Origin of the sequence: Vibrio sp. D431a (assembly GCF_030248655.1) — a bacterium.
Classification (GTDB): domain Bacteria; phylum Pseudomonadota; class Gammaproteobacteria; order Enterobacterales; family Vibrionaceae; genus Vibrio; species Vibrio alginolyticus.
This window is the reverse complement of record NZ_JAHGAP010000036.1, coordinates 1-25,901: the sequence shown is the minus strand read 5'-3', so window position 1 is coordinate 25,901 and position 25,901 is coordinate 1. Positions and strand designations below refer to the sequence as shown.

The window sequence follows — 25,901 nt, the reverse complement described above, 5'->3', positions numbered from 1 at the left end:
GTTACGCAGTAGCAACATCAGCTTTTGGCAACTTAATTGAAATCAGCGTCGTCAGTGCCAAGAAAGCAAAAGAAACCCATAAGCACGCTGCAAGACCAGCCTCTTGGTAGATCCAACCCGATAATACCGTGCCAATCAAGCGTCCCATCGCATTGGCCATGTAGTAAAAACCAACATCCAACGAGACGCCATCGCCTTTAGCGTAGCTCACTATCAAGTACGAGTGCAGCGAAGAGTTAATGGCAAACACAGCGCCAAAAATCATCAAACCTACCACAATCACCAATTCAGGCTGCCAACCGATTTGCACACCATAAGCAATACCAGCCGTAATTAACGCTAGGACTCCTGCCCACACCAATGCTGCACTACCATCAGGCACACGACCTTGCGCTTTGCCAGTAATACGCGGCGCAAAGCCTTGCACAAACCCATAAGCAATGACCCACGCAGCGAGAAAGCTACCAACCCACAAGTGATCCCAGCCAAACACGCTACCAAGATAAATAGGCAGAGCAACGACAAACCACACATCACGAGCACCAAACAAGAACATGCGTGCTGCGGATAAAATGTTTATCGATTCAGACTTGGAGAATATTTGGCGAAACTTAGGTTTACTCTTTGCTTTACCCATGTCCGCTTCTAGCCAGATCATGCTGCAAACAAACACTAATGTAAGTACACCCGCCATAATAAACATCGAGTTTTGAAAACCCACCCAAGACAGCAGCAAGCCGCCAACAAAAAAGCCCGCTCCTTTGAGTGCATTCTTCGAGCCAGTTAAAATCGCTACCCATTTGTAGAGCGCACCTTGCTGTTCGTCTGGTACTAGCGTTTTAATCGCGCTCTTAGCACTCATTTTGTTCAGATCTTTGGCAATCCCCGACAGAGCTTGCGCTGCCATCACCCAAGGAATGGTCAGCCATGCATTTGGTACTGCGAGCATCAGCAACGCAAACACTTGCATCGCTAAACCAATGTTCATGGTTTTATTTAGGCCTAACCTTGCGCCCAACCAACCACCAACCAGGTTTGTCACCACACCAAAAAATTCATAGAAAAGAAACAGTGAGGCAATAGCTAACGTGGAATAACCTAAGTCATGAAAATAGAGCACCACCAGCATACGCAGTGCGCCATCGGTCACCGTAAAGTTCCAATAGTTAAACGTCACTAACATGTACTGACGAATACTTTTGCTTAATTGAGAAATCATATTGACCTCATATGTACAGCGATAGAAGCATTTAGATCATCATGTTCTAAATACTTCCTAACCTGTACAGCAACATTGACCAATACAATGTTGCTGTGATTTTCAAAAAATGCCCCAACATCAATAAAAAGCAAAATACACCTTAAAAACAATGCATTAGTTAATATTAATGGCTTTTTTTGTAAACAGTCGTATCCTGAAGAAGCTCGAATTTAGCTTTTGGATCATAATGAACCAAAAGCTATTTAAGCTGATCAAGCGTCTTGAGCCACGCGTTCGATGTACTCAACTTGCACAGGTTTTGTAAATGCACCAGGGCGCAATGCCTGCACTTCTCGCACGATATCTTCTAACTGCCATTCCTTTTCTAGGAGTAGGTGAGCAGCGAACAAACCTGTGCGCCCCGAACCACCCATGCAATGCATCGCAACTTTGCCACCTTGAGCAAGAATCGCGTGCAGTTCCGGACTGGCTTGTTGCCACTTCGTCGCAAATTCTTCATTTGGTGCGCAGTCGTCTTCAATCTCGATCTGGAACCATTTCATACCCAGTTGCTGAGTGGCTTCACCCAATGCAGAGACATTCTTCGCAGCTAATTCACTATCATCTAATGCAGTAACGACCGCTTGAACACCCTGCTCTTTCAACTGTTCTAACGACGCATGCAAATCGACACCTTTCGTTCCTGGGCACGGTGTTAAGATTAAAGCACCGGAGTCCAAATCTAATTGCCATGTAGGATGAGACATTGTGACCCCCTTTTAAGCCAAACCAACGTTACGAACCAGCTCTGCTGTGCGCGTTGCATAACCCATTTCGTTATCGTACCAAGCGTAAATCTTAACCATACGAGAACCCACAACCATGGTTGATTGCGCATCAACGATGGTTGAACGTTGGTCGCCTTTATAATCGATAGAAACTAAAGGACGCTCTTCGAAGCCAAGGATGCCTTTCAAATCACCTTCAGATGCTTCTTTTAACAGTGCATTCACTTCTTCTGCTGTGGTATCACGCTTCACATCAAAAATGATGTCTGTTAACGATGCGTTTGCTAGAGGTACGCGAACCGCATGACCATTAATTTTGTCTTTTAATTCTGGGAAAATTTCGACAATCGCCTTCGCGCTCCCCGTCGTGGTCGGGATAAGGCTCATGCCGCATGCTCTTGCACGGCGTAGATCTTTGTGTGGCGCATCCAAAATAGTTTGCGTATTCGTCAGGTCGTGAATGGTCGTAAAAGAAGATTGTTCGATACCCAATTTCTCATGAATGACTTTAACCACAGGTGCGATACAGTTAGTCGTACACGAAGCTGCTGTCACGATACGATGTTTTTCAGGGTCGAAAATATGGTCGTTCACGCCCACCACAATGTTCGCAATACCTTCTTCTTTCACAGGTGCGCTTACCACGACACGTTTCACGCCTTGCTCTAGGTATTTGTTTAGGAATGATGTTTTGCGATGTACGCCTGTCGCTTCAATCACAACATCACAATCAGACCAGTTCACCGCATCGATATCGCGTTGTTGAGTCGTGGCAACACGCTTGCCGTTGATGACGAGCTCACTGCCTTCGACCTGAACTCCATGATGCCAACGACCTTGCACTGAATCGAATTCTAATAAGTGACCAAGCGTAGCGGCGTCACCTGCGACATCGTTGATTAACACAAACTCCAATTCTGGCCAATCAAATGCCGCTCGCAGCGCTAAGCGACCAATTCGGCCAAAGCCATTAATTCCTACTTTAATTGTCATAGTTTTACCCTCTAATCTTCTACCTTGAATCTCTATTCGCTGTTAACAGCAAGCCTCACGACTTTTATCGTGTAAGCGTGTGATGTCGTCTTGGTATTCCTGCTTCAAACAGTTTGATGCCACTAAGTCTTCAATTAACTTTCGCATCCAACCTGGTAATTGCTGTGATAACTCGTAATACACCCATTGTCCTTGGCGTTTATCCACCAAGATGCCACTGGATCGTAACTGAGCAAGATGACGAGAAACTTTCGGCTGGCTCTCTTGCAGAGCAAACGCCAAATCACCAACGCAAGTTTCACCTTCACGGGCCACGAGCATTAAACAACGTACGCGTGTTTCATCGGATAACAGCTTAAAAAACTGATGTGGAAGCATAATGAACATACCTATATATGGATATGCGTATATGTTTATTTAATTAAGATATATCGTCAAGAGGAAACCGTCCATCGTCATAAAAGTTTCACATCTAACGAACAGCTTGATTGTAAAGAGAGAGATTCAAAAAGATAAAAGATAAGACAAGAAATTATGCAGTCGCGATGCTTTGACTCCAGCGAACCGCTTCACCTAAGGAGAGCTTCACTTCCTCTAAAGGCAACCCCAATTGCATCGTGATTTTTTCAACCCCTGACCAATCGGCACGCTCGTAGCACTCTTCGAGGGAAATAAGTGCACCATAAACCCCTTTGCGATGTAATAGTGCTTGTTGTACTGAATGACTAAGCGGTAACTGCCTAACTAAAGATTCCACCGAAAGATCCAGCAACGCATCTAGAATCGACAGCAAACCAACCATGAAACCTTGTTCGTTGAGATGAGAGAATGGCTGATAGCGCGACATCAATTGGCAAAATTGAGCTCGTTGCAATGAAAGGTGATACAGCTCTCGAGGCTTGTTACTGGAGATATACGATGCCACAACCAAAGAGACAAACTGCTTAAGGTTATCCTGGCCAAGATAAATCAATGCCTGACGAAAAGAGCTGATTTCGACAGCCAAATTCGGCGCTTGCGTATTTACAAAACGCAATAATTTATATGACAACGCGACATCTTGCGTAATGATGGACTCGATACGAGTAAAGTCAGGCTCAGGAGCACAAACTTCACGAAACAGTTGCAATGCCAACACTTGCTCAGGACTGACGTATTTAGTCTGCGAGACGAGTGGCTTGCTAAAAAAATAACCTTGGAAAAATTTAAAGCCAGCCGCTTTCGCTTGCTCAAACTCTTCTGCGGTTTCAACACGTTCTGCTAAAAAGTGGTATTTGACGCGTTTGGCAAGGTGTGTTTTGACCAGTTCACAGGCCTTTTCGAGCCCCATCGCCATAATGTCGAGCTTCACAATATGCACATATGGCAAAAAACGACGCCATTCTGGTGTTAGGGTGAAGTCATCCAAAGCGATCAAGTAACCTTCTCGATAAAACTCACGAATCGCATCAAGAAGCTCATCCGTAGGTTGGCACGTTTCCAACACTTCGATGACAATTTTGTTTTTCGGCAAACTGCGCGGCAAACGTCGCACCAAGCTTTGATGAGGAAAGTTAATAAAGCATCTTGAAGAGGCAATCACTGGGTTAGTGCCCAGTGATAGGAAGTTTTCGACGATCAGTCGGTATGTCGCTCGATTTGAATCAATATGTGAAGGGTATGCGTTACTCTCCCCGTCTCGAAACAACAATTCATAACCCAGCGTCTGTCTTTTTCGGTTAAAGATCGGCTGGCGAGCGACATACGTTGTATTCATGCTAAAGAAGGACCTATAAATGGCTTATGACTTTGCAGCTGCTAATAATGCACCACAACCCATGAACATTGAACCGAATACTTTGTTTATTTTTCCCATGATTTTATCGGAGCGAATAAAGCGTCCCATTTGTGCTGCCAAGCTCGTGTAACCCAACATTACACACGCATCAATCACGACCGTAGTGACGCCAAGCACCAACAGTTGCGTGATTTGGTCTTTTGCCGGGTCAATAAACTGCGGGAACAACGCCACCAGAAAAACAATCGATTTAGGGTTGGTGAGGTTAATTAACACAGCCTTGTACAACAGCGCCGTGCCTGACATCTCGTTGTGGTTTTCAGCTGCGACTAAGCTTGATGTATCGCGCCATTTCTGAATCCCCAACCAAACCAGATAAGCGGCACCAACCCATTTAATGACAGAAAATGCGGTTGCTGACTGCGCGACAAGCGCACCAATACCCGCCCCCACCAGCGCGATGTGGATAACTAAACCAATTTGTAAGCCAATAATGGCACCCAGTGATTTACGGGTACCGTAACTCAAACCATTACTGATTGAGTTCACCGTGCCAGAGCCCGGAGCCAAACTAAAAACGATTGCTGTTACTACATAAGCTAACCAGACATGGGTATCCATTGCATTTCCTCACTAATTCTTCGATGATACATCGCGTAAACAACGTATCTTCAGGTAATCAACTAATGGCGACTAACCATTCACCTTTGACTTATACTCAAGAGACATTATTTGAGCAAGCAATTGGTGGTCCGATCGCAGCACTTTGGCAAACTCGCCAAGAGGGCTTTGTTAAAGGGACTGAGAAAAAGAACATTTACTGGTGCAAGCTAACCAACCCAGAGCATAAAAAAGCCGTGCTCATCGTAAATGGACGCATTGAGTCTTCCTGGAAATACCAAGAGCTGTTTTACGATCTCTACCGCCAAGGTTTCGATGTCTATTCCTTTGACCACCGCGGACAAGGTTTATCAGATCGTTTATTATCTGACTCAGATATGGGTCACGTCTATGACTTTACTGATTATATTGATGATATGGACATCGTCGTAAAAAAACACGACCTTAGCGAATATCAACAATGCTTCATCATCGCGCACTCTATGGGCGGCGCGATCGCCACACGTTACCTGCAAACTCACCCAGAACACCCTTTTACTGGTTTGATTCTAAGTGCGCCCATGTTTGGCATTAACCTGCCATGGTACCTATCACCAATAGCGATTCCGGTCACACAAATTATGTCAGCGGTATCGACTTTGCCACGCTATGCACCAGGACATCAGGCCTACTTCCCTAAGCCCTTTGAAGATAACCCACTTAGCCAAAGTTACGGCCGCTACCAATGGTTCCGAAACCTATATACGGAAAAACCGGAACTGCAAGTCGGTGGGCCAAGCACTCGCTGGGTTTGGCAAGGGCTCATGGCCGCTAAGCAGTGCTTTTTATTAACTCGCCAAGTCAAAATACCAGTAATCCTAATCCAAGCCGGAAACGATCGGATTGTTAGCAACCTCGCGCAAAAGCGTTTTATTGATAAATTGCGGAAAACCAACCCGCACGCGGAGCTGCTTTCTATCGAAGGCGCACAGCATGAAATCTTGTTCGAAACCGACAAGTATCGTAATCAAGCGCTCGATGCGATTTTCCGCTTTATGAATGACCCTAAATCGCCATCAAACGAACAAGCACAATAAGAACTCTAGGCGACCATTTCACGACTAAGATTAAAGAGGAAATGTCTACACATCGATTTACCCTCTTTTTCATCCTCATTTTGGCGTACACTGCTTGAACTTGGCTACTTTGACACTGTGTTTAACCGCATAGTGCTATGAGCCCAAGTTCCCCCGCATTCGGAGCAGTACGATCTAGTCAGTCTGCTGTACTCCGTTTGCAATTCACCTGTTCCACACTATCCAAACCGTTTACGAGGACTTCATGAGCACATCGCTACCTTGCAAAGAGATCACCAAAATCGTTGCCTCTGATCTGGATGGCACGTTACTCGCACCTAACCATCAGCTCAGTGCTTACTCAAAAGAGACGCTAAAAGCGCTGCATGAAAAGGGTTATACCTTTGTCTTTGCAACCGGCCGTCACCACGTAGACGTTGCGAGCATCCGTCGCCAAGTTGGCATTCCAGCTTATATGATCACGTCGAATGGTGCCCGAGTGCATGACCAGGAAGATCAGCTAATGTACAGCGAGAATGTCCCTGCGGAACTGGTACAAGGCGTGATCGACACGATCAAACATGATCAAGAAATACTTATTCACATGTATCAAAATGATAGCTGGTTGATGAACAAGGATGATGAAACGTTACGTGACTTCCACGATGAATTCACTTACGTCTTATTTGATGAAGACCGCGCCCCAACTGACGGTATTGCGAAAGTTTTCTTCACGCATCCTGGAGAAGACCACGAACGTTTGGTCGTATTTGAAAACAAACTACGTGAGCAGTTTGGTGATAAGCTGAACATCGCATTTTCAACGCCTTGGTGTTTGGAAGTAATGAGCGCTGGCGTGTCTAAAGGTCATGCTCTTGAAGCGGTAGCGAAAAAACTCGGCCTCACGTTAGAAAACTGCGTAGCATTTGGTGATGGCATGAATGACGTAGAAATGCTGTCGATGGCAGGTAAAGGGCTAGTTATGGGTACATCACACGAAAAAGTGATGAAAGCTCTACCAAATAATGAAGTAATTGGCAGCAATGCAGAAGATGCGGTTGCACACTACCTACAAGAACACTTGCTGTAAGCTTCAATACTCCAAATTATGAAGGGCTGCACATTCGCAGCCCTTTTCTTTTATCGCTGACTTGGCAGCTTCTCTTTGCCAAGAATCGCGTCCCATTCTTCTTCTGTCACGGGCATAATCGACAAGCGATTTCCACGTTTCACCAACGGCATGTTCTCAAGTTCTGGCATCGCTTTCATCACCGACAACGGAATCACTCGCGCCGTTTTACGTACAAACTCTACATCCACCATAATCCAACGCGGGTTGTCTGGGTCTGACTTTGGATCGTAATAATCGCTTTCGGGATCGAATTGGAAATGATCGGGATAGGCTTCTCTCACAACTTTAGCAATACCTGCCACGCCAACATGTTTACAAGAAGAGTGGTAAATCAGGACTAAATCGCCCACCTTCACTTGGTCACGCATCATATTGCGCGCCTGATAATTACGAACTCCCTCCCAACATGAAACCTTTTGGGTTCGAAGCGTGTCAATAGAAAAGGTATCTGGTTCAGTTTTAAATAACCAATATGCCATAATGCCATCCGATGCCGATTGAGTAACAATAATGAGGAAGATATAACATGAAGGCTTTGAAAAACCCAGTGGCGCTTGCCACCCTGCTGGTTCTGCAAGCATGTAGTTCACAGTCGCCACAATCTGGTGCCGCTGACCTAACCTCTCCACCAGCAACCTTAGATAAGCCTGAAACCATTCAACCTCAAACTTTTATGCTGCGCGGAAAAGTGATCGTCGGTCACGAGAGCCAATACATCATGCCTTGTGGCAGCGACAAGCAATATTGGTTGCAACTGTCACCACAGCAAATGCAACGAGCAATTCAGTTAAATAACGAGCCTTACCAGACCATGTATGGCGAGGTTATCGGCCACCTCAACCCACCGGGCATCGATGGGTTTTCTGCTGATTTCGATGCTAACTTTGTCGTGGAACAAGTGAACTTCCTCACAACGGAAAATCCAAACCGTTGTCAGCAACCAAACAAACCAACTCGCGTGTTTGGTAATGAGCCTTCTTGGTCGGCAAGCTTTGAGGCTAATGGACTAACATTCCAGCAAATCGGCAAACAAACCACAAAATTAGCGATTAAAAGCAGTCAGCTTCAACCTCGCCAGCGCACTTATCAACTACAAGATGGTGAGCTTCGCTTAACAGAAAACCTCTGCTCAGACACAATGAGCGATTCTTTGTATGGCTGGAAAGCAACACTAAAACATGATGGCGAGACGTATCAAGGTTGTGGTATGGCTGCAAACGTCGATGCAACGCTTGGCTGGGCTAATACCTATGTCGCGACCTCAACCCAATCACAAGGCTTTGAAGTACAAATGACCTTAAACCCAGACCATAGCGCCACAACAAAATACCGTTACGCCAATGGACAAGCACCATTAATCGAGCGTGGTTACTGGCAACAGTTAAGTCCGTATCAGGTTCAAGTTGTCATGACGCATCATCAACAGCAAAGGCTAATGTCAGAGCGACTGTTTACTCGAGAAGGCAATCAGCTCAAAGCGACCAAAGAAAAAGTCGGTAACTTGGTATACCCAATCGCCGATGGTGGTTTAGTCCTTTATCCTGCCACCGTTCGTGATGAAGGCATCATGCAACCAGCCGAAAAACGCACCAACAACCCCATCGGTAGTGCTGACGTCCCTTCTAGTGCAGAGTTTGATTCAAAAGTAGATGCCGCGGTGCGCAACTACTTCTTTATCCATCAAACCACCCCCAACAATAACCAATACCGTTGGCTAACTTACGACCTCAACAGCGATGGTAACGAAGAGCTATTGGTACAGTTGGATTGGTGTGGTTCCGGAGGCTGTACATTGCTGATATTTGAACATCACGAAAAGGAATGGCGATTTAATAGCCGCATTACACTAGTGCAAAGCCCGATTATGCTCGGCCAACAAACCTCTCATGGTTGGCGAGATCTGATTTTTAATGTCAGCGGTGGCGGAGCTAAAGCGGCTCAACACGTGATGCAATACACTGGGGTTAGCTACCCACTCAACCCAAGCATGGCGCCAACGGCAACGCCGAACCAAGTCAGTGGTGTGCGTCTGTTCTCTGATGGGATAAGCCCGGTGCGCGAAGGAGTTCGTCTGTAATGTCACAACCGTGTCCAACCTGCGGTTTTCAATTCAATTGTATGTGCTCGCTAATGCCGAAACTTACCAGTGAGCACAACATCCTGCTGTTAATGCATCCGAATGAACTGAAGCGTGATACTAATACCGGCCAGCTACTAGAGCAGTGCCAACTCAACATTGAGCGAGTAATCTGGGATCGCAAACAGCCACCAGCAGAATTGCTCACTCTATTAGCTGATCCGTCGCGGTATCCGGTGTTGCTCTTCCCCTGTGAAGAAAGTATCACACTCGAAGATGTGGTACTCCAAAGCCAGCAACAAACCAAAACTCCGCTGTTTATTATTTTGGATGCCACCTGGCAAGAGGCGCGCAAGATGATCAATAAGAGCCGTTGGTTAGAAGGTATCCCTACTATGGGATTGTCTGCGTCGGCGGACTCACAATATCAGCTGCGACGCAACCAACAACAAGGTAACTTGTGCACGTTTGAAGTCGCTGCACATTTGCTCGGGCAACTTGGAGAACAAAACAACCAACAACAAATGCAGCGCTTTTTTGCCCATTACCTCGCTCTGTTCCAAGCTGAAAAGAGTGGACACGCTCTTAAGCGTTAAACATTAAGCTCAGTAGAAGAACCAAACAAAAAACGCAGCCTACGCTGCGTTTTTTACGACAAGAAGTTTCACGTGAAACATCATTAAAACAGTCGAGTCGGCTCGCCAAGATAGTAACCCTGCAAATAATCCACCCCCATGTCTTGTGCAATGGTACACACCTCCTGATTGTGGACGAACTCCGCCACCGTCTCCGCGTTAAACACCTGGCACAAACGCACCAACTGGGAAGCGATCTTGCGCTGTTTTAAGTCTTTATCAATATCACGAATCAAGCTGCCATCGAGCTTTATGACTTCTGGCTCCAACTTTAGGATTTCATCGATATTCGAATAGCCGGACCCAAAGTCATCAACAATGATACGCGCCCCTAAGCTTCTAAAATGACTGCACACTTCTATCATTCGGCCATAGTCTTTGATCTGCTCAGATTCCAGCACTTCTAAACCAATTCGCCTTGGGTCATTTAGCTGGCTAATTTCATGCTCTAAAAGTATTAAAGTTTTATCACTGAGCAAATCTTGCGGCGATAAGTTTATAGAAAAGTCACCTTGCTTATCTCGCATGTAATGCAACGTAGAATGAATCATGTGCCGACTTAGTCGAGTGTAAAGATGCGTATCAGAGATAATTGGCAGAAAACGCCCTGGCGCAATCACCGTTCCATCGGCTTCCAGAATACGAACCAAACATTCTTGGCTTGCCAATTTGTGGCTACCCGCATGCACAATGGGTTGGCTATAAGTGATGATGTTCTGTTTGAGAATGGCTCTACTAACGCAACTTAGCCATCCAAGTTGCTCTTTACGCACATCCTCACTGACTTCAATATCTTTCGCATTACAGATATGGGTATTACTGCGTACACCGGAGCGCCTCGCTTCGATGCCTTTGAGTAAGAGCTCATCTACTGAAGCGGATGGAAAATCTCGACGACTCACTAAGCCGCCGCATAGCGAGATAGAAAGATAATCTATTTCACGTAGGCCAATTGGCTCAAAATTAGTTTGTTCTACCGCGTCAGCAAAACGCGCAAAGTGCTGTTTGATGGTCTCGCTGCTTTGATCAGCTTTAAATATGAACGCCCATTCACCAACCCCAATACTATAAAGCTGCAAAGCCGTTGGCATGCCGAAACGCTTTCGTAGTCGATTCGTAAAGTGCATTGAGAGATCTTTGAGTAATTGATCTCCCACTCGGTAGCCGTATTTTTCGTTGATATGACTAAAGTTAAGTAGCTTTAGAGTCAACAAATGCTCATCCAAATCGATGTTACTCAGCCGCTCTTGCAATGCGACCCGGTTTTGTAACCCTGTACGACTGTCGCGTCGATAGCTTTCTTGTAACTTGCGCGTTTGGCGATCGAGTTGATATCCCATATGCGCGTTCATATGGTTGAGATCGCCGATCGCATTTCGAATCAAGCTAAACAACGGTGAAATAGAGGAGCTAACGGGCGACTTAGGCAAGTTCAATGTTTGCACTTCGTCTCCCTCTCGCATCGCTAAATACGTCAGGCTGTGATGAAGAATTTCGGGCTGACCAATACCACCATGCAGTTCCCCCATACAGTAACTACCAAACGTCGTCGCAATATCTTTGAAGGCTTGGACTTCGTCGCTGCTGTCAATAAAGTCTAACCGTGACGCGCAGTTAAAAATCATAACGACTTCAGGTTGGTGCATGGCTAACTCAACCACACCATGCCGCACTTGCTCGAGCGTTAACGAGGGATGGTTATAGCAAAATTGCACTTCGTCACCAAGACACCAGGGCCTGTCGAAGCTCATACTGCCATCAGCGTGCAGCTCCGTTACCGTACAAACTTCCTTTCGCCCTAAGCTTTCTCGATACAAAGGAAAGCTGAGCAGTTGACTCAGCGTCACGTCATGGCCATCCGCCAAGTAACGCTTGTATACTTCCAGCGCTTTCTTCTCACCTAAACAATACAAGCGCGTTCCTTTTGCATGAGTGACTTTGTGTGGCATGCCAATCGGGTTCCATTCCGAATACGCATCAGTCCATAGCTTCAAGGTATCACTGTGCAAAGCTACGGCAACCACAGCGTTATCGTAAACTCGGTTTTGATATAGCACCCAGCAGCCATCGTCAATACTCTGCGCCAACCCTCCAGAAATCACGACTTCTTCACTGGCGAAGGTTTGAAACAAGGGATAGTCACGTCGTTCAATTTGCACAGCAAAGCTGAGGATCACCTGTGAATTATGCTGCATTAGAAGAGAGCGCTTGAGTTCCCCGCCATCAATGTCAGGGGAGTAAGAGTATGTTTGTACCGCAGAAGTCAGCGTGGTTTGCTCAAATTCAATCACACTCACTAGGCAACCAGAGGTAAATATCTCCCCTTCCAGAATTACATTACGCGTACTATGCCCCATAACATGAGCATTCGGCAGCGACGACAAAACGGCGTCTGCAAGTGTGGTCGTAAATTCGCGCGATTGCGTCGACAATATTTGTACTAAATATTGTTTATCTGAGGAAATTGGAAAAGTGACTAAAAAGTCATTCAGTTGACTGACATCGTGAACCAGTTTTGAAAAAGCTCGCATGGACCTACCACTGCCGTAACACTATCTTCACCACGACGTGTGGCGTTACTATTTTTATTTAATAGAGAATAATTTACGTGGCTTTGCGCTGCTTTTCTAGACACAAAATGAGATTAGAATGGATTAATGCGAAAGCAATTAAAAAAGTGTGAGTAACGGCTGCAAACTATTGATTTCAATATCAGGTAAAGTACGTGTTTTTGAATGGTTAATGACATTTTTATTCATATCATTAAACCAACAGGCTGCAAAACCAGCCAACTTTGCACCATGCACATCCGTGGTTAGGTGATCACCGACATGCAGAATATTCTCCGCAGGGATATCCAAGAATCGCTTCGCTTTAGTAAACATATCGGTTGCGGGTTTCGCCAATCCATCTGGTCCTGCTTTAAGTACCTGTTGGAAATAAGGCGTAAGACCGATGCGGTCTAAATCCACATTACCGTTGGTGATTGCCACCAACGGGATGTGCTGCGTGAGTTCCTCCAGTACATCGAGGCTTTGCTGCGGCACTTCAAAACGGTTACGCCAGTCCAACGCAACGTCTACTGCGGCTTTCGCAGCGGCATGTGCTGCGTCTTCGTCGTAGCCTACTTGGGAGAAGGCTTGCTGAAGTTGCACTAAACGCCATAAAGTGACATCGCTCTTCAGCTCGGGTTGTTGCTGCACAACTCGCTGTTTGAGAGCAAACCAATCCGCTTTGTTCATATGAGCAACCGCTGGATGATGGTGCTTGAGCCAAGATAGCAACTCACGCTCCATGCGAACGATCACAGGATAGTTGTCATAGAGGGTATCATCTAGGTCAAAGGTCATTGCCTTAATAGGCTCGATACGGCGATAAAATTTCATACTTCGGCTCACTCCCCGTTCTTTTTGCGTGCGCGTGGGTGGGCTTGGTCGTAGGCTTGCGCCAAATGTTGGAAATCCAAGTGCGTGTAGATTTGGGTCGTCGAAATGTTCTCGTGCCCTAAAAGCTCCTGCACCGCACGTAAGTTATTGCTTGATTCGAGCATATGTGTCGCAAATGAGTGACGCAATTTATGCGGACTAATATGGCTTGCGACAGACTGTTTCTGCCCCCATTCAGCCATGCGCTTTTGCACGCTACGATGCGAAATACGCGTTCCGAGCTTAGATACAAACAAGGCGGGCTCACCTGGAGCGGCTAAATCACCACGAACGCGTAGCCACTTCCCAACCCACTCGGTTGCCATCCCAGAGAACGGCACTTTACGTTCTTTATCGCCTTTACCAATAACACGAAGCTCACCACTACGCAGTTGTACGTCACGTACATCCACACCCACCAGTTCAGCCAAACGTAAGCCGGCGCCGTACATCAGCTCCATCATGGCGCGATCGCGCACAGCCAACGGGTCGTCCTCGTTGACTTCAAGTAATTGGCTCACTTCGTCAACATCGAGGTTTTTGGGCAACGGGCGTTTTTTGCGAGGTGCTGAAACCCCTTTGGCTGGGTTAGCCGACATCTCGCCACGCAGAATAAGGAAATCGAAAAAACTACGCAGCGATGAGAGTCGCGTTGCCAAACTGCTGGCTTTCATGCCTTCTCGCATGCCCTTACCTGCTAATTGGCGCACCCAACCAGCATCCACTTGAGACCAATCTTTGAGCCCCATTTCAGCTAAGTGCTGCGCCATAGTTTCTAGCTGCTGTTTGTAATTGCGCTGAGTATGTAGGCTAAGCCCCTTTTCGCTTCGTAAGAATTCATAGAAGCGCTCAAGAGGCTTTTGCAGACTATTTGGTAGAGGAGTGTTGGGAGTTGTCGTCATCGTAACTTTGCCATACCAGTGTTTGAGCGAGATGTGCCACTACTAATGATAGGTGACGCAAAAACAAGGTATCCATATCTGGCTGAAAATGGCCGCCATCTTCACTAGAAAAAGCAAGCACGCCCAGTGTTTGCTGTTTCACGAGCGGCAGTACCACATAGGACCCCATTTCCGGCACTTCCATGTTGCCAAACAAAGCTTCACGATCCACTTTGCGAAGACGTCCTAAGTACGCATCTTTGCCATTTAAGTGAGTGGTCGCAAAGCGTTGATAACTTTCCTTACTCAATTGAATCGATGCGTCGCATTGACTAAACAATCGAACAAACGCACGTAAGCCCAATGCTTTGGCTTTCTCTTCGATAGAATGAATGACTTGTTTAAAGTCACCACACTTTAGAATCTGCCCCTGCAAATCCATAAATTCGTAAAAGGTGCGATCATTGTTCGCCGCAAGCGACATTAGTGTAGTGATCTCTTCCTCTAACTCTTCAATGCGCTGACGTTGGCGATTCATTTGGATGTGTACCAAAGATACCGCGCCTAAGTCTGAGTGTGGGAAAGATAAACGATCCACAAGCTCCGGACGTTGCACAAAAAAGTCTGGATGATCTTTGAGGTACTCGGCCACTACTTCAGCCGTTAAGGCATCTGCTTCTACTTGAGACAAAGCGTTTCCTTTTTCTTCAACTAGCAAGACAATTGACCATCAAATACATGCGTTGTAGGTCCGGTCATAAACAACGGCTTGCCAGGGCCTTGCCATGCAATTCGCAATTCACCACCAGGTAGAGAAACCTTAACGTTTTCATCCAACAAGCCCTGCAGAATCCCAACCGCGACTGCCGCGCATGCACCACTACCACAAGCTTGTGTCTCTCCTGCGCCTCGCTCGTAAACTCGAAGACGAATATGGTCACGACTCATCACCTGCATAAAGCCAGCGTTGACGCGCTCTGGGAAACGCTCATGCGACTCAAGCAGCGGACCGAGAGTTTCCACTTCTGCCGTATCCACATCGTCGACCACGGTCACTACGTGCGGGTTACCCATGCTCACAGCACCACAAAACAAGGTATTGTCGCCTGCTCGCATGATGTAAGTTTTCTCTTTTTGCTTCGCTTTGAAAGGAATTTTGTTCGGTTCAAACTCTGGCACGCCCATGTTGACCGTCACTTCCCCATCATCTTCGATGTTGAGAATCATCTTTCCTTTCTTGGTGCTCACGCTGATGCTGTATTTATTGGTCAGCCCCTTCAAGCGAACAAAGCGGGCAAAACAGCGTGCACCGTTACCACACTGTTCAACTTCACTACCATCGGCATTAAAAATCCGATAATGGAAGTCGGTTTCGGGGTCGTACGGGGCCTCTACCACAAGCAATTGGTCAAAACCAACGCCAGTATGACGATCCGCCAAGCGGCGGATCAGGTCTTGCGAGAAAAACACGTTCTGGGTAATACAGTCGACGACCATGAAGTCGTTGCCCAAACCGTGCATTTTGGAAAAGTGGAAATGCATTTGTTGTGTGTTACTCCGGTAGAATCTGTTCCAGCTGCCACAAACTGGTCAGCTCCTCACGCTGGCGAACTAAGTGGCTTTGTTTACCGTCCACCATCACTTCTGCCGCTCGGGTACGAGTATTGTAGTTCGAAGACATCACAAAACCATAGGCACCTGCTGAACGAACCGCGAGTAGATCACCTTCTTGCAAAACGAGTGCGCGATCTTTACCCAAGAAGTCGCCGGTTTCACAAATAGGACCAACCAAGTCGTAAGTCTGAGCTTCACCCTTTCGCGGTGAAACTGGCACAATATCTTGCCATGCTTGGTATAGCGCAGGACGCATCAAGTCGTTCATTGCAGCGTCGATAATCGCAAAGTTTTTATGCTCAGTATGTTTTAAAAACTCAACACGCGTTAGCAAGATACCTGCGTTCGCAGCAATTGCACGGCCTGGCTCAAAGATCAGCTCCAAGTCTTGGTGATTTTCAAGACGACCAAGTAACGCTTTGGCGTAATCAGAAGGCTGAGGTGGTAATTCATCACGATAGACCACACCCAAACCGCCGCCGACATCAAGGTGACGAATGTTAATGCCTTGCGCTTTTAAATCATCAATCAGGGCTAATAAACGGTCTGTCGCGTCGATAAATGGGTCTATATTGGTCAGCTGAGAACCAATGTGGCAGTCGATGCCTTGCACATTCAAGTTCGGCAGGCTTTGCGCGAATTTATAAACATCTGGCGCACGATCAAACGCAATGCCGAATTTATTGTCGCGAAGACCAGTCGAAATGTAAGGGTGTGTTTTCGCGTCGACATCTGGATTGATACGCAGAGAAATTGGCGCAATCACACCAAGCTCACCCGCAACCTTGTTCAAACGTTCTAGCTCTGGCTCAGATTCAACGTTGAAACATTTGATACCTAGCTCAAGAGCGCGCTTCATCTCTGCCGGTGTTTTACCAACACCAGAGAAAACGACTTTTTTCGGATCACCGCCTGCGGCAATCACACGCTCAAGTTCACCACCCGACACGATGTCAAAACCCGATCCCAAACGCGCTAGCGTGTTCAATACGCCTAAGTTTGAGTTGGCTTTCACCGCGTAGCAAACCAGGTGAGGATGCTGACCCACAGCACTATCAAACGCCTTCCAATGGCGCTCTAGCGTGGCTCGAGAATATACGTAAAGAGGAGTGCCATATTGCTCTGCAAGAGCTTGAAGTGGGACGTCTTCGGCCCAAAGCTGGCCATCATCCTGATAGTTGAAGTAATCCAAAATTCGCTTCCCTTATTTTATTCGACTGCTGAACCCTAATTTCACCCTAAGGTGCGGTTATTTATTGTGATTGCTCATTCTGTTGAGTGTCATCTGGAATGTATAGTGAGCCAGACTGACCACACCCCGCTAAGGTCGCGGCAACCATCACAAACAACACAGTAACTAATTTTTTCATTTCGCATATCGTGATTATTGAATCAATGCCCCCTATAATCGCACCACACTCAGGAAAAGCAATAGGATAGACGGATGAACGATACTGAATTTCATCAACTGGTGGATGCGCAGATGCAAATCATCGAAGAATCCATCGATGATTCAGGCGCAGACATTGATTACGAAGTCACTGGCAACGTAATGACATTGGAATTTGAAGACCGCAGCCAAATCATCATTAATCGCCAAGAGCCGATGCATGAGATCTGGCTAGCGTCCAAATCTGGTGGTTTCCACTTCAAGCTTATTGAAGGTAAATGGACCTGCTCAAAAACGGGTATGGAGCTATTTGAAATGGTGAAGCAAGAGTGTGAAAAGCACGCGGGCGAAGCCATTGATTGGGTATAATACTGGTCAATCGTCACCAAAACAAAAAGAGCACCGAAGTGCTCTTTTTGTTTATTGATAAGGGTTTAATTACGCGTTCACAGTTTTGGTCGGGCGACTCGGTGAACAACCGTCATTACGGTAAGGAATGATATACGCATTCCCCTCTTCAGGGTGAATAATTTGATAGTACTGAGGCAGGTTAAAATTAATAAACTTCGACGCGACGCGACTATCGTCTTTTACCGACGTGTAGAAACTGTTTACAGACGAAATCATTTCATCTTTGGAGCCACTAAATTGGTGATACACTTCTACTTGATTTGACTCATCCAACACATAAATATTGAAGCCATCTTCGTTATCTTCAAAGAAGAACTGCACCAGACCTTCACTGGCAAACCCATCCACCGCTTCCGGCATTTGATATTCTTGCTCACGATCGAGCATTAACAGCGGCGAGCCTTTGAGTTTGTTAGTAGAAATGCTGCGGTAGAAATCGATGGAATTTTCTAGCTTCTGCACCGACACACCACGACGTTCAAAGAACAACCCATAAGTCTGGTTACCAAGACGCATCGCTTTAAAGCGGCGACGTTTCTCTTGCTCTACTGGTTTCAAGCGTAAGTCGATACATTCAGCTAAAAGCTGGTAAACCATATTACGCATCACACCACGCATGTTCTTCGCATAGCAGAACACATCCACTGATTCTGGTGGCAACGCATCTTGGTGCATTTTGCCCAAAATGGTTTTCAGTGCATCCAGCATCGCCGTTTCCCCTTTGAAATGCAGCGTACGCACTTCATGCCAAGAGTTACGGTAAACAAGGTCAACACTGCCGACTAAATTTTTATGTTCTGGACCAAAGCTAAAAATATCGGTGTTCTTAACATCCACTTTCAACGAACGACCAGAAAGTTCAGACGTCGGATCATTTTCGAAGTTGATGAACATCGCAAGCTGGCTTATTTCACAAGGACTCGCTAGCGCCTGCATAGATGGACGACGCTTACGCAACGCAAAAGTATTTCGTAAGTCACTCACCATTTGGTAAAACTTATCAATATCTAGCTGCGCTTCACGTACCACGGCATGTAAACGAGTCGATTCAGTGATCAAGCCATTGAAGAATGCCCAAGCAACCAACTTACTCAAGTATTCATGATGCTCTAGATATGGTTGCCCCAAAATGCGGTGCGCAATAAGCGGTTGTTTATAGAGGTACCAACCAGACTTGTTTACCCCCCCTTTTTTCACTTCGATAAAGCTCAAGTCAGGCTCGTGCAGATCAGGTGAAATCTGTGGGTTTAGTAACGTTACTTTGCCCGGCAATACTTCAAAAGCAGCGTAGAGTTTACGGGCCAAAATACTGATGTCTTGCGGACTGATAGCAGAAGTGATGTCGTTACGACGCGCAAATTGAATCAAGTTACGGTAGCTTTGCATCAACGCATCCAGCAATGCATGATGTACCACCTTTACTTGTTCAACCTTCCAATTACGGCGGTCATCGAGCTCTGCAACGACACTGGCATCCCAATTCCATTTTGCAATCATATCGCTCAGTGCTTCACGACGCCAAGCTACTGAGCCAATATTCGGCTCACGAGATAGTTTTTCATGGGTTTTGAGATAGAAACAGCGACGCACCAAATCCAAACGTGTATCGTCTTGAATTCGCTCTAAGTAACGGGTTACTTTTTCCAACATTAAGTAGTACGCATCCATGCCATAGAGGTCAGGCTCATGGGCAAAGAAACGACGCTTAGTGTCGATACTTAACAATTGAGTATGCGGGTATTCCCACGAGTAAGCTTCTAGCAAGATGGCTTTTAATACCGATTTGTAGGGAGAGTCGATGCTTTTGTATAACTGCCACAAGTTCGAGCCGAAGTATTCTTCAGCAGGAATGCAGTTCAATTTACCAAAGTCGATCCATTCACTACAGTCGATGTAACCATCACTGCACAGTTGAGAAACGTACTCGTCGTAACACTCTTCCATTTCTGGCGGCACGATTTGCCATAACAAACGCTGTCCGGCAATACGCACCGCACTACGATAGAATTCATCTAGCAAAAGTAAGTGCTGAGATGAACCACAGTTATCACCTGTCATCTCCTCAGAATGATTGCTTCTAAAGCGCTCTTTATCCATTAAGAAAAAGTTCGCTTCCACGCCTTTGCTTTGTGCCCAATCCGTGATGAGTAAGCATTTATTGGTCAATAACTCGCGTTCGTCACAATCCATATCGGGCGAGATACACACCCAAATATCCAAATCACTGGAAGTACTTTGACCAATCGAGGAGGTACTGCCCATGGTGTATAAACCCAATATAGCGGGCTTTTCTACCGTCTTGAGCGGCTGACCAATGGCAAGTTGAATATCATCTATGAATTGTTGCTGAATGCTATTTAGTTCAAGCCCATGCACACCAAACGGGACATCGGCATCATAATAGCCAGGAATTACAGGATGGTTGTAGTTCAACAAGGCAGGAATCAAGTGGAAGACTTGCTGGCTTTGCGAATCCATAAGCGCCAACGCGCGATCAACTCGCTGCTGATTCAAATTATCTAGTCGCTGGATGATTTTTTGGGTGTAAGCCTGCAAGGGGAATTCCTTGGTTGAACAATCACGAAAATCTGCTGACGTTTTAAACCAAAATGGCTTAAAAACGTGATCAATTTAACACTTTTATTGGTGCGGGTAAAGCTTCACGCCCGCGTATCACTCTGGATACAAAACCATACTTTAGTCACAAAATTAATCGCGCGGTAGTGTCGCTCTTATTACCTATTACTAATAATAGTCCTTAGTCTAATTGAGAATCCAGTCACACTATTTTCATAACGTCATGTAATTCCATTCATAGCCTTCAGAGATAACGAACTAACAGTAAGCATTTCTTGATGAGAATGGTAGGATAAACCCAAATCCAAACAGCATTGAGAAGATCATGACACAATCCACACCGATTCGCATTGCAACTCGAAAAAGCCCTCTTGCTTTATGGCAAGCTTACTTTGTTAAAGACGCCCTTCAAGCCGCTCACCCTGGCTTGGAAGTCGAGTTAGTAACCATGGTGACCAAAGGTGACGTGATTTTAGATACACCACTAGCAAAAGTTGGCGGCAAAGGCTTGTTCGTAAAAGAGCTTGAAATCGCGATGCTAGAAGGACGTGCAGACCTCGCCGTTCACTCAATGAAAGACGTACCCGTCGATTTCCCAGAAGGCCTTGGCCTCGTGACCATTTGTGAGCGTGAAGATCCTCGTGATGCCTTCGTCTCTAATACCTATAGCCACATTGATGAGCTCCCTCAAGGTGCTGTGGTTGGTACTTGCAGTTTGCGCCGTCAATGCCAACTGAAAGAATATCGTCCGGACATCATCATCAAAGAGCTTCGCGGTAATGTGGGCACTCGCCTTGGTAAGTTAGATGCGGGTGAGTATGATGCAATCATTCTTGCTGCGGCTGGCCTCAAACGATTGAAGCTTGAAGAACGCATTCGTAGCTTTATCGAACCAGAGCAATCACTACCAGCGGTAGGCCAAGGTGCTGTCGGTATTGAGTGCCGCCTTGACGATGAAAGACTGCTTAAGCTGCTTGAGCCACTTAACCACCAAGACACCGTAGACCGCGTTTTGTGTGAGCGCGCAATGAACCTTACGCTAGAAGGCGGCTGTCAGGTACCTATCGGCAGCTATGCCCTGCTAGACGGCGACAACATTTGGCTACGCGCATTAGTTGGCGAACCAGATGGCAGCGAAATTGTGCGTGGTGAAATTCGTGGCCATCGTAAAGATTGCGAAGCATTAGGAGTGCAGCTAGCCAATGAGCTGCTAGATAACGGCGCTCGTGAAATCCTAACTAAGCTGTACGCAGATCACGAATAACCATGGCAGTGTTGGTCACTCGGCCGGGAGAGCAAGGCAACGCGCTTTGCTCTCTGCTCGAAAGGCACGGCATTTCCGCATATCACCATCCTCTGATCGACATTGTCGCCGATCTCACGGACACGCACCTCTCTAAACATCTACATCAAGCTCAAATTGTTATCGCTGTTAGTCGACATGCAGTGCAATGTGCACAGCAAATCTTAGCCAGCAACGGGATGTCATGGCCGAAACAAGCTATTTACCTTGCCGTTGGTCAAAAAACAGCACACTATTTAAGCAAATGTACCCAACAGAAAGTACACTATCCCCAAGTCAGTGATAGTGAACACTTATTGCGACTGCCAGAGCTCAACAATGTGGCACAACAACAAGTTCTTATCCTTCGTGGTAACGGCGGAAGAGAGCTGATCAAAGATGCATTGGTGAGGCGTGGCGCAAAAGTTCACTATAGTGAGACTTACAAGAGAGAATTCATCCCATTCGATCCAGTAAGCTGTATCTCACTATGGAAAAACCTACAAATTAACCAGATTATTGTCACCAGTGGTGAACAACTGGATTATTTGTGCAGCCAATTGACGTCGGAGCAATTGACTTGGCTTAATCAACAAGAGTTGTATATCCCCAGTCAGCGTATCGCTGACATCGCAATTCAAAGGGGGTTCACTCGCGTGAGATGCACGGGAAGCGCATCCAACCAAGAATTACTGGCGGCTCTCCAGCCCTAGCTACACAGGATATAGGCATGACAAGTAAAAATAACGACCAAAAAAATAACGATAAAAACCTTTCCGAAGAAACCTCATCGGCACCGCTAGTCGAAAAAACCACATCGCAGCAGGATGCGGACCTTAAAAAAGAGCAACCACAAGCGGCCGAGCCCCCAAAAACAGCAGAGCCAACCAAAGTCGAGTTTGAAGAAAAACAAGGTAAACGTGGTGTCAAACTAGGTACGGTCGCTATCATCTTATCGATTATTTTTGGCGGTGGCCTCGCGTACAAGCTGCATCAACAGCAAGCCGATTACCAAGCGCAGATCGCCCAACTAAAAAGTCAGCTAGAAAGCACTCAAGCTTCCATGAAGCAAGAACTCAGCCGGGTACAAGAAGAAACCATCGAGAAAGCAACAACCGTGACACACAAAGCGGAAGTGGTACTTGGACAGCAACAGAAGAGCATTGAAAGCTTACAGCTCGCCGTTGCCGATGTGAAAGGTCGTCGACCAAACGACTGGCTATTAGCGGAAGCCGATTACCTTGTCAAATTAGCTGGTCGTAAATTGTTCTTAGAGCACGATGTAGAAAGCGCGACTCAACTGATGGAAAGTGCAGACCAACGCATTGCAGCACTGAATGACCCTAGCCTCGTCAAACTACGTAAAGCAATGGCGAACGATATCACCAAACTTCGCACGATCCCGCTAATTGACCGTGATGGATTGGTACTACGCTTAACTGCCCTACAACAGCAAGTAGACAAGCTCCCTCTCGCCAATGCACTGCTACCTGAAGCTGAAGCCGTAGAAAACACTGAAGTGTCTGAAGATATCGCAAACTGGCAAGATAACTTAATGACCTCTTTGAAGGACTTTTCAGAAAACTTCATTACCTTCCGCACGCGCGATGGTAACGTCATTCCACTGCTTTCTCCTGAGCAACACTTTTACCTGAAAGAAAACATCAAAGCCAAATTGGAAACGGCAATAAAAGCGGTGTACCAAGAACAAGGTGAAATTTACACCACATCTCTAAAAACAGCCGACAAATGGGCATTAGCTTTCTTCAACCAAGACGATAATTCTGTTAAAGAGTTCAACAAAACGGTTAACCTACTAAGTCAGCAAAATATTCAAGTGGAATACCCAACAAAACTGCAAAGTCAGTCTCAACTATCAGATGTCATCCGTGAACGCCTACGTCGTGAAGTCACAACGATGACAGGCATGGAGGATAAGTAATGTTTCGTCTTATTTTCCTATTTGTTGTACTAGGCGCAGGACTATTTGTTGGCACCCAGTTTTCTGGTCAGCAAGGCTATGTACTCATCTCCATTGCCGAGAAAACGATCGAGATGAGCGTAACGACATTAGTGGTTTTCGTTATCGCTGCACTCGCAGGTCTTTTTCTGCTTGAGTACCTGATTAAGAAGTTAGTTTATGCTAGTTCTACAACATGGAACTACTTCAGTGTTCGCAAAATGCGCCATTCCCGCCGATACACCAATGAAGGCATTATTAAACTTCTAGAAGGTGACTGGAAAGGTGCTGAGAAGAAAGTAACTCGCTGGGCAAATCATCACGATATGCCGCTGCTTTGCTACTTGGTTGCGTCTGAAGCCGCACAAGGCCAAGGTGATAAAGCAAAACGAGATCACTATCTAGAGCTAGCGAGCCAACAAGAGAACGCTCATCTCGCAGTAGAACTGACTCGAGCGAAACAATTTATCCGCGACAACGAGTTCGAGTCCGCTTTCGATACCTTGCAATCGTTAAAAAGTCAGTATGCGAGTAACTCTATTGTATTGAACTTGCTGAAAACAACGTACATGCAGCTAAAGTTGTGGCAACCTCTTATTGACCTCTTGCCACAACTAACCAAAGCAAAACTCATCACGGAAGAAGAACATGCAGAGCTGATTCAAAAGGCGCAGTGCGGCTTACTCCATGAAGTAGCGCAACAACAAGGTAGCGAAGGGCTAATCTCCCATTGGAATAGTCTCTCACGTAAAGTGAAACAAGACACAAACCTCGTTGCCTGTTTTGCTCGAGAACTCATCACACGAAAAGCTGATGCAGAAGCCTTTACCGTGCTAAAAGAAGCATTAAAAAAACAACCTGCCCCAGAGCTTTATCAACTTCTGCCAGATCTAAACCTGCCAGATACCCACCCTGTCGTGGTCTTCTTAGAGGGAGTAGTGAAGAAAGAACCGGATAACGCCGCTGCCCATAGCGCATTAGCGCACTTCTATTTCCGTCAAGAGAAGTGGCAAGAAGCCCAGGATCACTTTGAGATCGCCTTAAAGCTTCGCTCTGACGTCTCTGACTATGCATTCCTAGCAGACACACTAGAGAAGCAAAATCTAACCAAAGCTGCTCACGAAGTCTCTCGTAAAGCTCTCACGCTCGTACAGAATGACTAACTTAAGATGACCTAACCAAGCCGACAGCTTACCTGTCGGCTTTTTTATTGCCTGCTATTAACCCTTCAGTCCTTAGTCATCAATATGTTTATCCAATTCATTGGCTCCCAAGTAGTTCTCAACTTCCTAGCAACTCACTATCGTTTCACTTTCCTCTTCTCTTTTGACTACTCTGATCCTGTCATTCCAGCAGAATCCAAAACAATTTTAAAAGATGCAGGAATACGTAACTTTAGCCTGTTGATGTATGGTTTTAAGACGTAGCTAGATTTAGGCAATAGAGCACACGCGTCGCTAGACTGAGTAAAACAAAAAGATACATCAGTGAAACAGTGGCTATTTGAGTATGCTTATTTGTTCGGTCTATCCGGTAAAATGGGCTAGAGAAGCAATGGTAGTGCTTTAAGAGAACGATAAGGCAATAGATGGTTCAACACCTTAACAAAGCATCTCCAACAACCTTATCGGGACAGCATGCAGTGATGAGGATGAACAGCTTTAGAAGCAACTGCACTTCTTAGCAAAAATCAAAACGTCACAACCAATACCAATACCGATACCGATACCGATACCGATACCGATACCGATACCGATATTACTTAGTCCAAAAGTAGATCGCATATGGAATTGATTTTTGGCAAGCACAGATAGAGTAATAAAGATGTGCGGAAATGAAAAAAGCCTCGCTATTTCTAGCGAGGCTTCTTAATAGTGGCGGAGAGATAGGGATTTGAACCCTAGATACGCTATTAACGTATGCCGGTTTTCAAGACCGGTGCTTTCAACCACTCAGCCATCTCTCCACAAATTGTCATCAACAGATTAGTACACTGGTGATGTTGTTACTTGTCTATGCAAATAACGATATTTAAAGCCTGGCGATGTCCTACTCTCACATGGGGAAGCCCCACACTACCAT

The 25,901-nt window shown here is 46.0% G+C and carries 24 protein-coding genes, 1 tRNA gene and 1 pseudogene; 9 read left to right on the top strand and 17 right to left on the bottom strand.

Annotation, left to right across the window (positions count from 1 at the left end; translation table 11 throughout):
* Position 1: 1 nt before the first annotated feature.
* The 6 genes from arsJ to rhtB form a co-directional block, all read right to left on the bottom strand.
* Positions 2-1,219 (bottom strand): organoarsenical effux MFS transporter ArsJ, encoded by a 1,218-nt coding sequence (gene arsJ / locus KJB35_RS25550; protein WP_053307419.1) that lies wholly within the window; start codon positions 1,217-1,219, stop codon positions 2-4.
* Between the two features lie 254 nt (positions 1,220-1,473).
* Positions 1,474-1,968 carry a cyclin-dependent kinase inhibitor 3 family protein gene (locus KJB35_RS25545; protein ID WP_005383629.1) on the bottom strand — a complete coding sequence of 165 codons (495 nt, stop codon included), beginning with the start codon at positions 1,966-1,968 and terminating at the stop codon, positions 1,474-1,476.
* Positions 1,969-1,980: 12 nt separating this feature from the next.
* A complete protein-coding gene (locus KJB35_RS25540; protein ID WP_005383630.1) occupies positions 1,981-2,982 on the bottom strand; it encodes an ArsJ-associated glyceraldehyde-3-phosphate dehydrogenase in 1,002 nt (333 codons plus the stop codon).
* 42 nt (positions 2,983-3,024) lie between these two features.
* On the bottom strand, positions 3,025-3,360 hold the full coding sequence (locus KJB35_RS25535; protein WP_005378730.1) for a metalloregulator ArsR/SmtB family transcription factor: 336 nt from the start codon (positions 3,358-3,360) through the stop codon (positions 3,025-3,027).
* Between the two features lie 154 nt (positions 3,361-3,514).
* Positions 3,515-4,738, bottom strand: a complete 1,224-nt coding sequence (locus KJB35_RS25530) for an EAL and HDOD domain-containing protein (protein ID WP_053304474.1) — start codon at positions 4,736-4,738, stop codon at positions 3,515-3,517.
* A 24-nt stretch (positions 4,739-4,762) separates the two neighbouring features.
* Positions 4,763-5,380 (bottom strand): homoserine/homoserine lactone efflux protein, encoded by a 618-nt coding sequence (gene rhtB / locus KJB35_RS25525; RefSeq protein ID WP_005378732.1) that lies wholly within the window; start codon positions 5,378-5,380, stop codon positions 4,763-4,765.
* A gap of 65 nt (positions 5,381-5,445) precedes the next feature.
* On the opposite strand from rhtB, the gene KJB35_RS25520 reads away from it, so the two are divergent.
* On the top strand, positions 5,446-6,456 hold the full coding sequence (locus tag KJB35_RS25520; protein WP_005378733.1) for an alpha/beta fold hydrolase: 1,011 nt from the start codon (positions 5,446-5,448) through the stop codon (positions 6,454-6,456).
* 244 nt (positions 6,457-6,700) lie between these two features.
* Positions 6,701-7,525, top strand: coding sequence for a Cof-type HAD-IIB family hydrolase (locus KJB35_RS25515; protein WP_053307416.1), 825 nt, complete (start codon positions 6,701-6,703; stop codon positions 7,523-7,525).
* A gap of 50 nt (positions 7,526-7,575) precedes the next feature.
* Here KJB35_RS25515 and KJB35_RS25510 read toward each other — a convergent pair whose 3' ends face one another.
* Positions 7,576-8,046: an EVE domain-containing protein gene (locus KJB35_RS25510; protein ID WP_005378735.1), complete on the bottom strand. Its 471-nt coding sequence runs from the start codon at positions 8,044-8,046 to the stop codon at positions 7,576-7,578.
* Positions 8,047-8,093: 47 nt separating this feature from the next.
* Between KJB35_RS25510 and KJB35_RS25505 the strand changes: the two genes are divergently transcribed.
* A complete protein-coding gene (locus tag KJB35_RS25505; protein ID WP_025768163.1) occupies positions 8,094-9,644 on the top strand; it encodes a COG3650 family protein in 1,551 nt (516 codons plus the stop codon).
* A complete protein-coding gene (locus KJB35_RS25500) occupies positions 9,644-10,240 on the top strand; it encodes a tRNA-uridine aminocarboxypropyltransferase (RefSeq protein ID WP_025768162.1) in 597 nt (198 codons plus the stop codon). Before KJB35_RS25505 ends, KJB35_RS25500 begins: the two co-directional genes overlap by 1 nt.
* Positions 10,241-10,323: 83 nt before the next feature.
* Here KJB35_RS25500 and KJB35_RS25495 read toward each other — a convergent pair whose 3' ends face one another.
* From KJB35_RS25495 to KJB35_RS25465, 7 genes and pseudogenes are all read right to left on the bottom strand, one after another.
* Entirely contained in the window at positions 10,324-12,810 is a 2,487-nt protein-coding gene (locus KJB35_RS25495) for an EAL domain-containing protein (RefSeq protein ID WP_213908258.1), read from the bottom strand.
* Positions 12,811-12,948: 138 nt separating this feature from the next.
* A complete protein-coding gene (gene yigB, locus KJB35_RS25490; protein ID WP_047104010.1) occupies positions 12,949-13,665 on the bottom strand; it encodes a 5-amino-6-(5-phospho-D-ribitylamino)uracil phosphatase YigB in 717 nt (238 codons plus the stop codon).
* An 8-nt stretch (positions 13,666-13,673) separates the two neighbouring features.
* The gene (gene xerC, locus KJB35_RS25485) at positions 13,674-14,606 is read right to left on the bottom strand and encodes a tyrosine recombinase XerC (RefSeq protein ID WP_005378742.1); all 933 of its coding nucleotides are present in this window, start codon (positions 14,604-14,606) and stop codon (positions 13,674-13,676) included.
* Positions 14,572-15,303, bottom strand: a complete 732-nt coding sequence (locus tag KJB35_RS25480; protein ID WP_182016945.1) for a DUF484 family protein — start codon at positions 15,301-15,303, stop codon at positions 14,572-14,574. The genes xerC and KJB35_RS25480 overlap by 35 nt, the downstream gene beginning before the upstream one ends.
* Complete coding sequence (dapF, locus tag KJB35_RS25475) at positions 15,297-16,127, bottom strand: diaminopimelate epimerase (protein ID WP_005378744.1); 831 nt, start codon at positions 16,125-16,127, stop codon at positions 15,297-15,299. The genes KJB35_RS25480 and dapF overlap by 7 nt, the downstream gene beginning before the upstream one ends.
* Before the next feature lie 10 nt (positions 16,128-16,137).
* The gene (lysA, locus tag KJB35_RS25470) at positions 16,138-17,391 is read right to left on the bottom strand and encodes a diaminopimelate decarboxylase (RefSeq protein ID WP_005378745.1); all 1,254 of its coding nucleotides are present in this window, start codon (positions 17,389-17,391) and stop codon (positions 16,138-16,140) included.
* 61 nt (positions 17,392-17,452) lie between these two features.
* A pseudogene (locus KJB35_RS25465) lies at positions 17,453-17,664 on the bottom strand (lipoprotein).
* Between KJB35_RS25465 and cyaY the strand changes: the two are divergent.
* Entirely contained in the window at positions 17,644-17,958 is a 315-nt protein-coding gene (cyaY, locus tag KJB35_RS25460; RefSeq protein ID WP_085570113.1) for an iron donor protein CyaY, read from the top strand. The pseudogene KJB35_RS25465 and the gene cyaY sit on opposite strands and share 21 nt — an antisense overlap.
* 69 nt (positions 17,959-18,027) lie before the next feature.
* Here the strand turns inward: cyaY and KJB35_RS25455 are convergent, their stop codons facing one another.
* Positions 18,028-20,556 carry a class I adenylate cyclase gene (locus KJB35_RS25455; protein WP_042523920.1) on the bottom strand — a complete coding sequence of 843 codons (2,529 nt, stop codon included), beginning with the start codon at positions 20,554-20,556 and terminating at the stop codon, positions 18,028-18,030.
* Positions 20,557-20,902: 346 nt separating this feature from the next.
* Between KJB35_RS25455 and hemC the strand changes: the two genes are divergently transcribed.
* The 4 genes from hemC to KJB35_RS25435 are packed head-to-tail and all read left to right on the top strand — an operon-like array spanning position 20,903 to position 24,982.
* Positions 20,903-21,841 carry a hydroxymethylbilane synthase gene (gene hemC / locus KJB35_RS25450; RefSeq protein WP_115386364.1) on the top strand — a complete coding sequence of 313 codons (939 nt, stop codon included), beginning with the start codon at positions 20,903-20,905 and terminating at the stop codon, positions 21,839-21,841.
* A gap of 2 nt (positions 21,842-21,843) precedes the next feature.
* Positions 21,844-22,572 carry a uroporphyrinogen-III synthase gene (locus KJB35_RS25445; protein WP_005383386.1) on the top strand — a complete coding sequence of 243 codons (729 nt, stop codon included), beginning with the start codon at positions 21,844-21,846 and terminating at the stop codon, positions 22,570-22,572.
* 17 nt (positions 22,573-22,589) lie between these two features.
* Positions 22,590-23,801 carry a uroporphyrinogen-III C-methyltransferase gene (locus tag KJB35_RS25440; RefSeq protein WP_005378751.1) on the top strand — a complete coding sequence of 404 codons (1,212 nt, stop codon included), beginning with the start codon at positions 22,590-22,592 and terminating at the stop codon, positions 23,799-23,801.
* Complete coding sequence (locus KJB35_RS25435) at positions 23,801-24,982, top strand: heme biosynthesis protein HemY (protein WP_017635979.1); 1,182 nt, start codon at positions 23,801-23,803, stop codon at positions 24,980-24,982. The genes KJB35_RS25440 and KJB35_RS25435 overlap by 1 nt, the downstream gene beginning before the upstream one ends.
* Before the next feature lie 498 nt (positions 24,983-25,480).
* Here the strand turns inward: KJB35_RS25435 and KJB35_RS25430 are convergent, their stop codons facing one another.
* Together KJB35_RS25430 and KJB35_RS25425 are read right to left on the bottom strand one after the other, a co-directional pair.
* Positions 25,481-25,603: a hypothetical protein gene (locus KJB35_RS25430; RefSeq protein ID WP_258483176.1), complete on the bottom strand. Its 123-nt coding sequence runs from the start codon at positions 25,601-25,603 to the stop codon at positions 25,481-25,483.
* 91 nt (positions 25,604-25,694) lie between these two features.
* Positions 25,695-25,785 (bottom strand) — tRNA-Ser (locus KJB35_RS25425).
* Positions 25,786-25,901: the final 116 nt, after the last annotated feature.

Bases quoted from the DNA above. Each gene is read 5' to 3' on its own strand.
- arsJ (WP_053307419.1), bottom strand. From the start codon at position 1,219: ATGATTTCTCAATTAAGCAAAAGTATTCGTCAGTACATGTTAGTGACG.
- KJB35_RS25545 (WP_005383629.1), bottom strand. From the start codon at position 1,968: ATGTCTCATCCTACATGGCAATTAGATTTGGACTCCGGTGCTTTAATC.
- KJB35_RS25540 (WP_005383630.1), bottom strand. From the start codon at position 2,982: ATGACAATTAAAGTAGGAATTAATGGCTTTGGCCGAATTGGTCGCTTA.
- KJB35_RS25535 (WP_005378730.1), bottom strand. From the start codon at position 3,360: ATGCTTCCACATCAGTTTTTTAAGCTGTTATCCGATGAAACACGCGTA.
- KJB35_RS25530 (WP_053304474.1), bottom strand. From the start codon at position 4,738: ATGAATACAACGTATGTCGCTCGCCAGCCGATCTTTAACCGAAAAAGA.
- rhtB (WP_005378732.1), bottom strand. From the start codon at position 5,380: ATGGATACCCATGTCTGGTTAGCTTATGTAGTAACAGCAATCGTTTTT.
- KJB35_RS25520 (WP_005378733.1), top strand. From the start codon at position 5,446: ATGGCGACTAACCATTCACCTTTGACTTATACTCAAGAGACATTATTT.
- KJB35_RS25515 (WP_053307416.1), top strand. From the start codon at position 6,701: ATGAGCACATCGCTACCTTGCAAAGAGATCACCAAAATCGTTGCCTCT.
- KJB35_RS25510 (WP_005378735.1), bottom strand. From the start codon at position 8,046: ATGGCATATTGGTTATTTAAAACTGAACCAGATACCTTTTCTATTGAC.
- KJB35_RS25505 (WP_025768163.1), top strand. From the start codon at position 8,094: ATGAAGGCTTTGAAAAACCCAGTGGCGCTTGCCACCCTGCTGGTTCTG.
- KJB35_RS25500 (WP_025768162.1), top strand. From the start codon at position 9,644: ATGTCACAACCGTGTCCAACCTGCGGTTTTCAATTCAATTGTATGTGC.
- KJB35_RS25495 (WP_213908258.1), bottom strand. From the start codon at position 12,810: ATGCGAGCTTTTTCAAAACTGGTTCACGATGTCAGTCAACTGAATGAC.
- yigB (WP_047104010.1), bottom strand. From the start codon at position 13,665: ATGAAATTTTATCGCCGTATCGAGCCTATTAAGGCAATGACCTTTGAC.
- xerC (WP_005378742.1), bottom strand. From the start codon at position 14,606: ATGACGACAACTCCCAACACTCCTCTACCAAATAGTCTGCAAAAGCCT.
- dapF (WP_005378744.1), bottom strand. From the start codon at position 16,127: ATGCATTTCCACTTTTCCAAAATGCACGGTTTGGGCAACGACTTCATG.
- cyaY (WP_085570113.1), top strand. From the start codon at position 17,644: ATGAACGATACTGAATTTCATCAACTGGTGGATGCGCAGATGCAAATC.
- hemC (WP_115386364.1), top strand. From the start codon at position 20,903: ATGACACAATCCACACCGATTCGCATTGCAACTCGAAAAAGCCCTCTT.
- KJB35_RS25445 (WP_005383386.1), top strand. From the start codon at position 21,844: ATGGCAGTGTTGGTCACTCGGCCGGGAGAGCAAGGCAACGCGCTTTGC.
- KJB35_RS25440 (WP_005378751.1), top strand. From the start codon at position 22,590: ATGACAAGTAAAAATAACGACCAAAAAAATAACGATAAAAACCTTTCC.
- KJB35_RS25435 (WP_017635979.1), top strand. From the start codon at position 23,801: ATGTTTCGTCTTATTTTCCTATTTGTTGTACTAGGCGCAGGACTATTT.
- KJB35_RS25430 (WP_258483176.1), bottom strand. From the start codon at position 25,603: ATGCGATCTACTTTTGGACTAAGTAATATCGGTATCGGTATCGGTATC.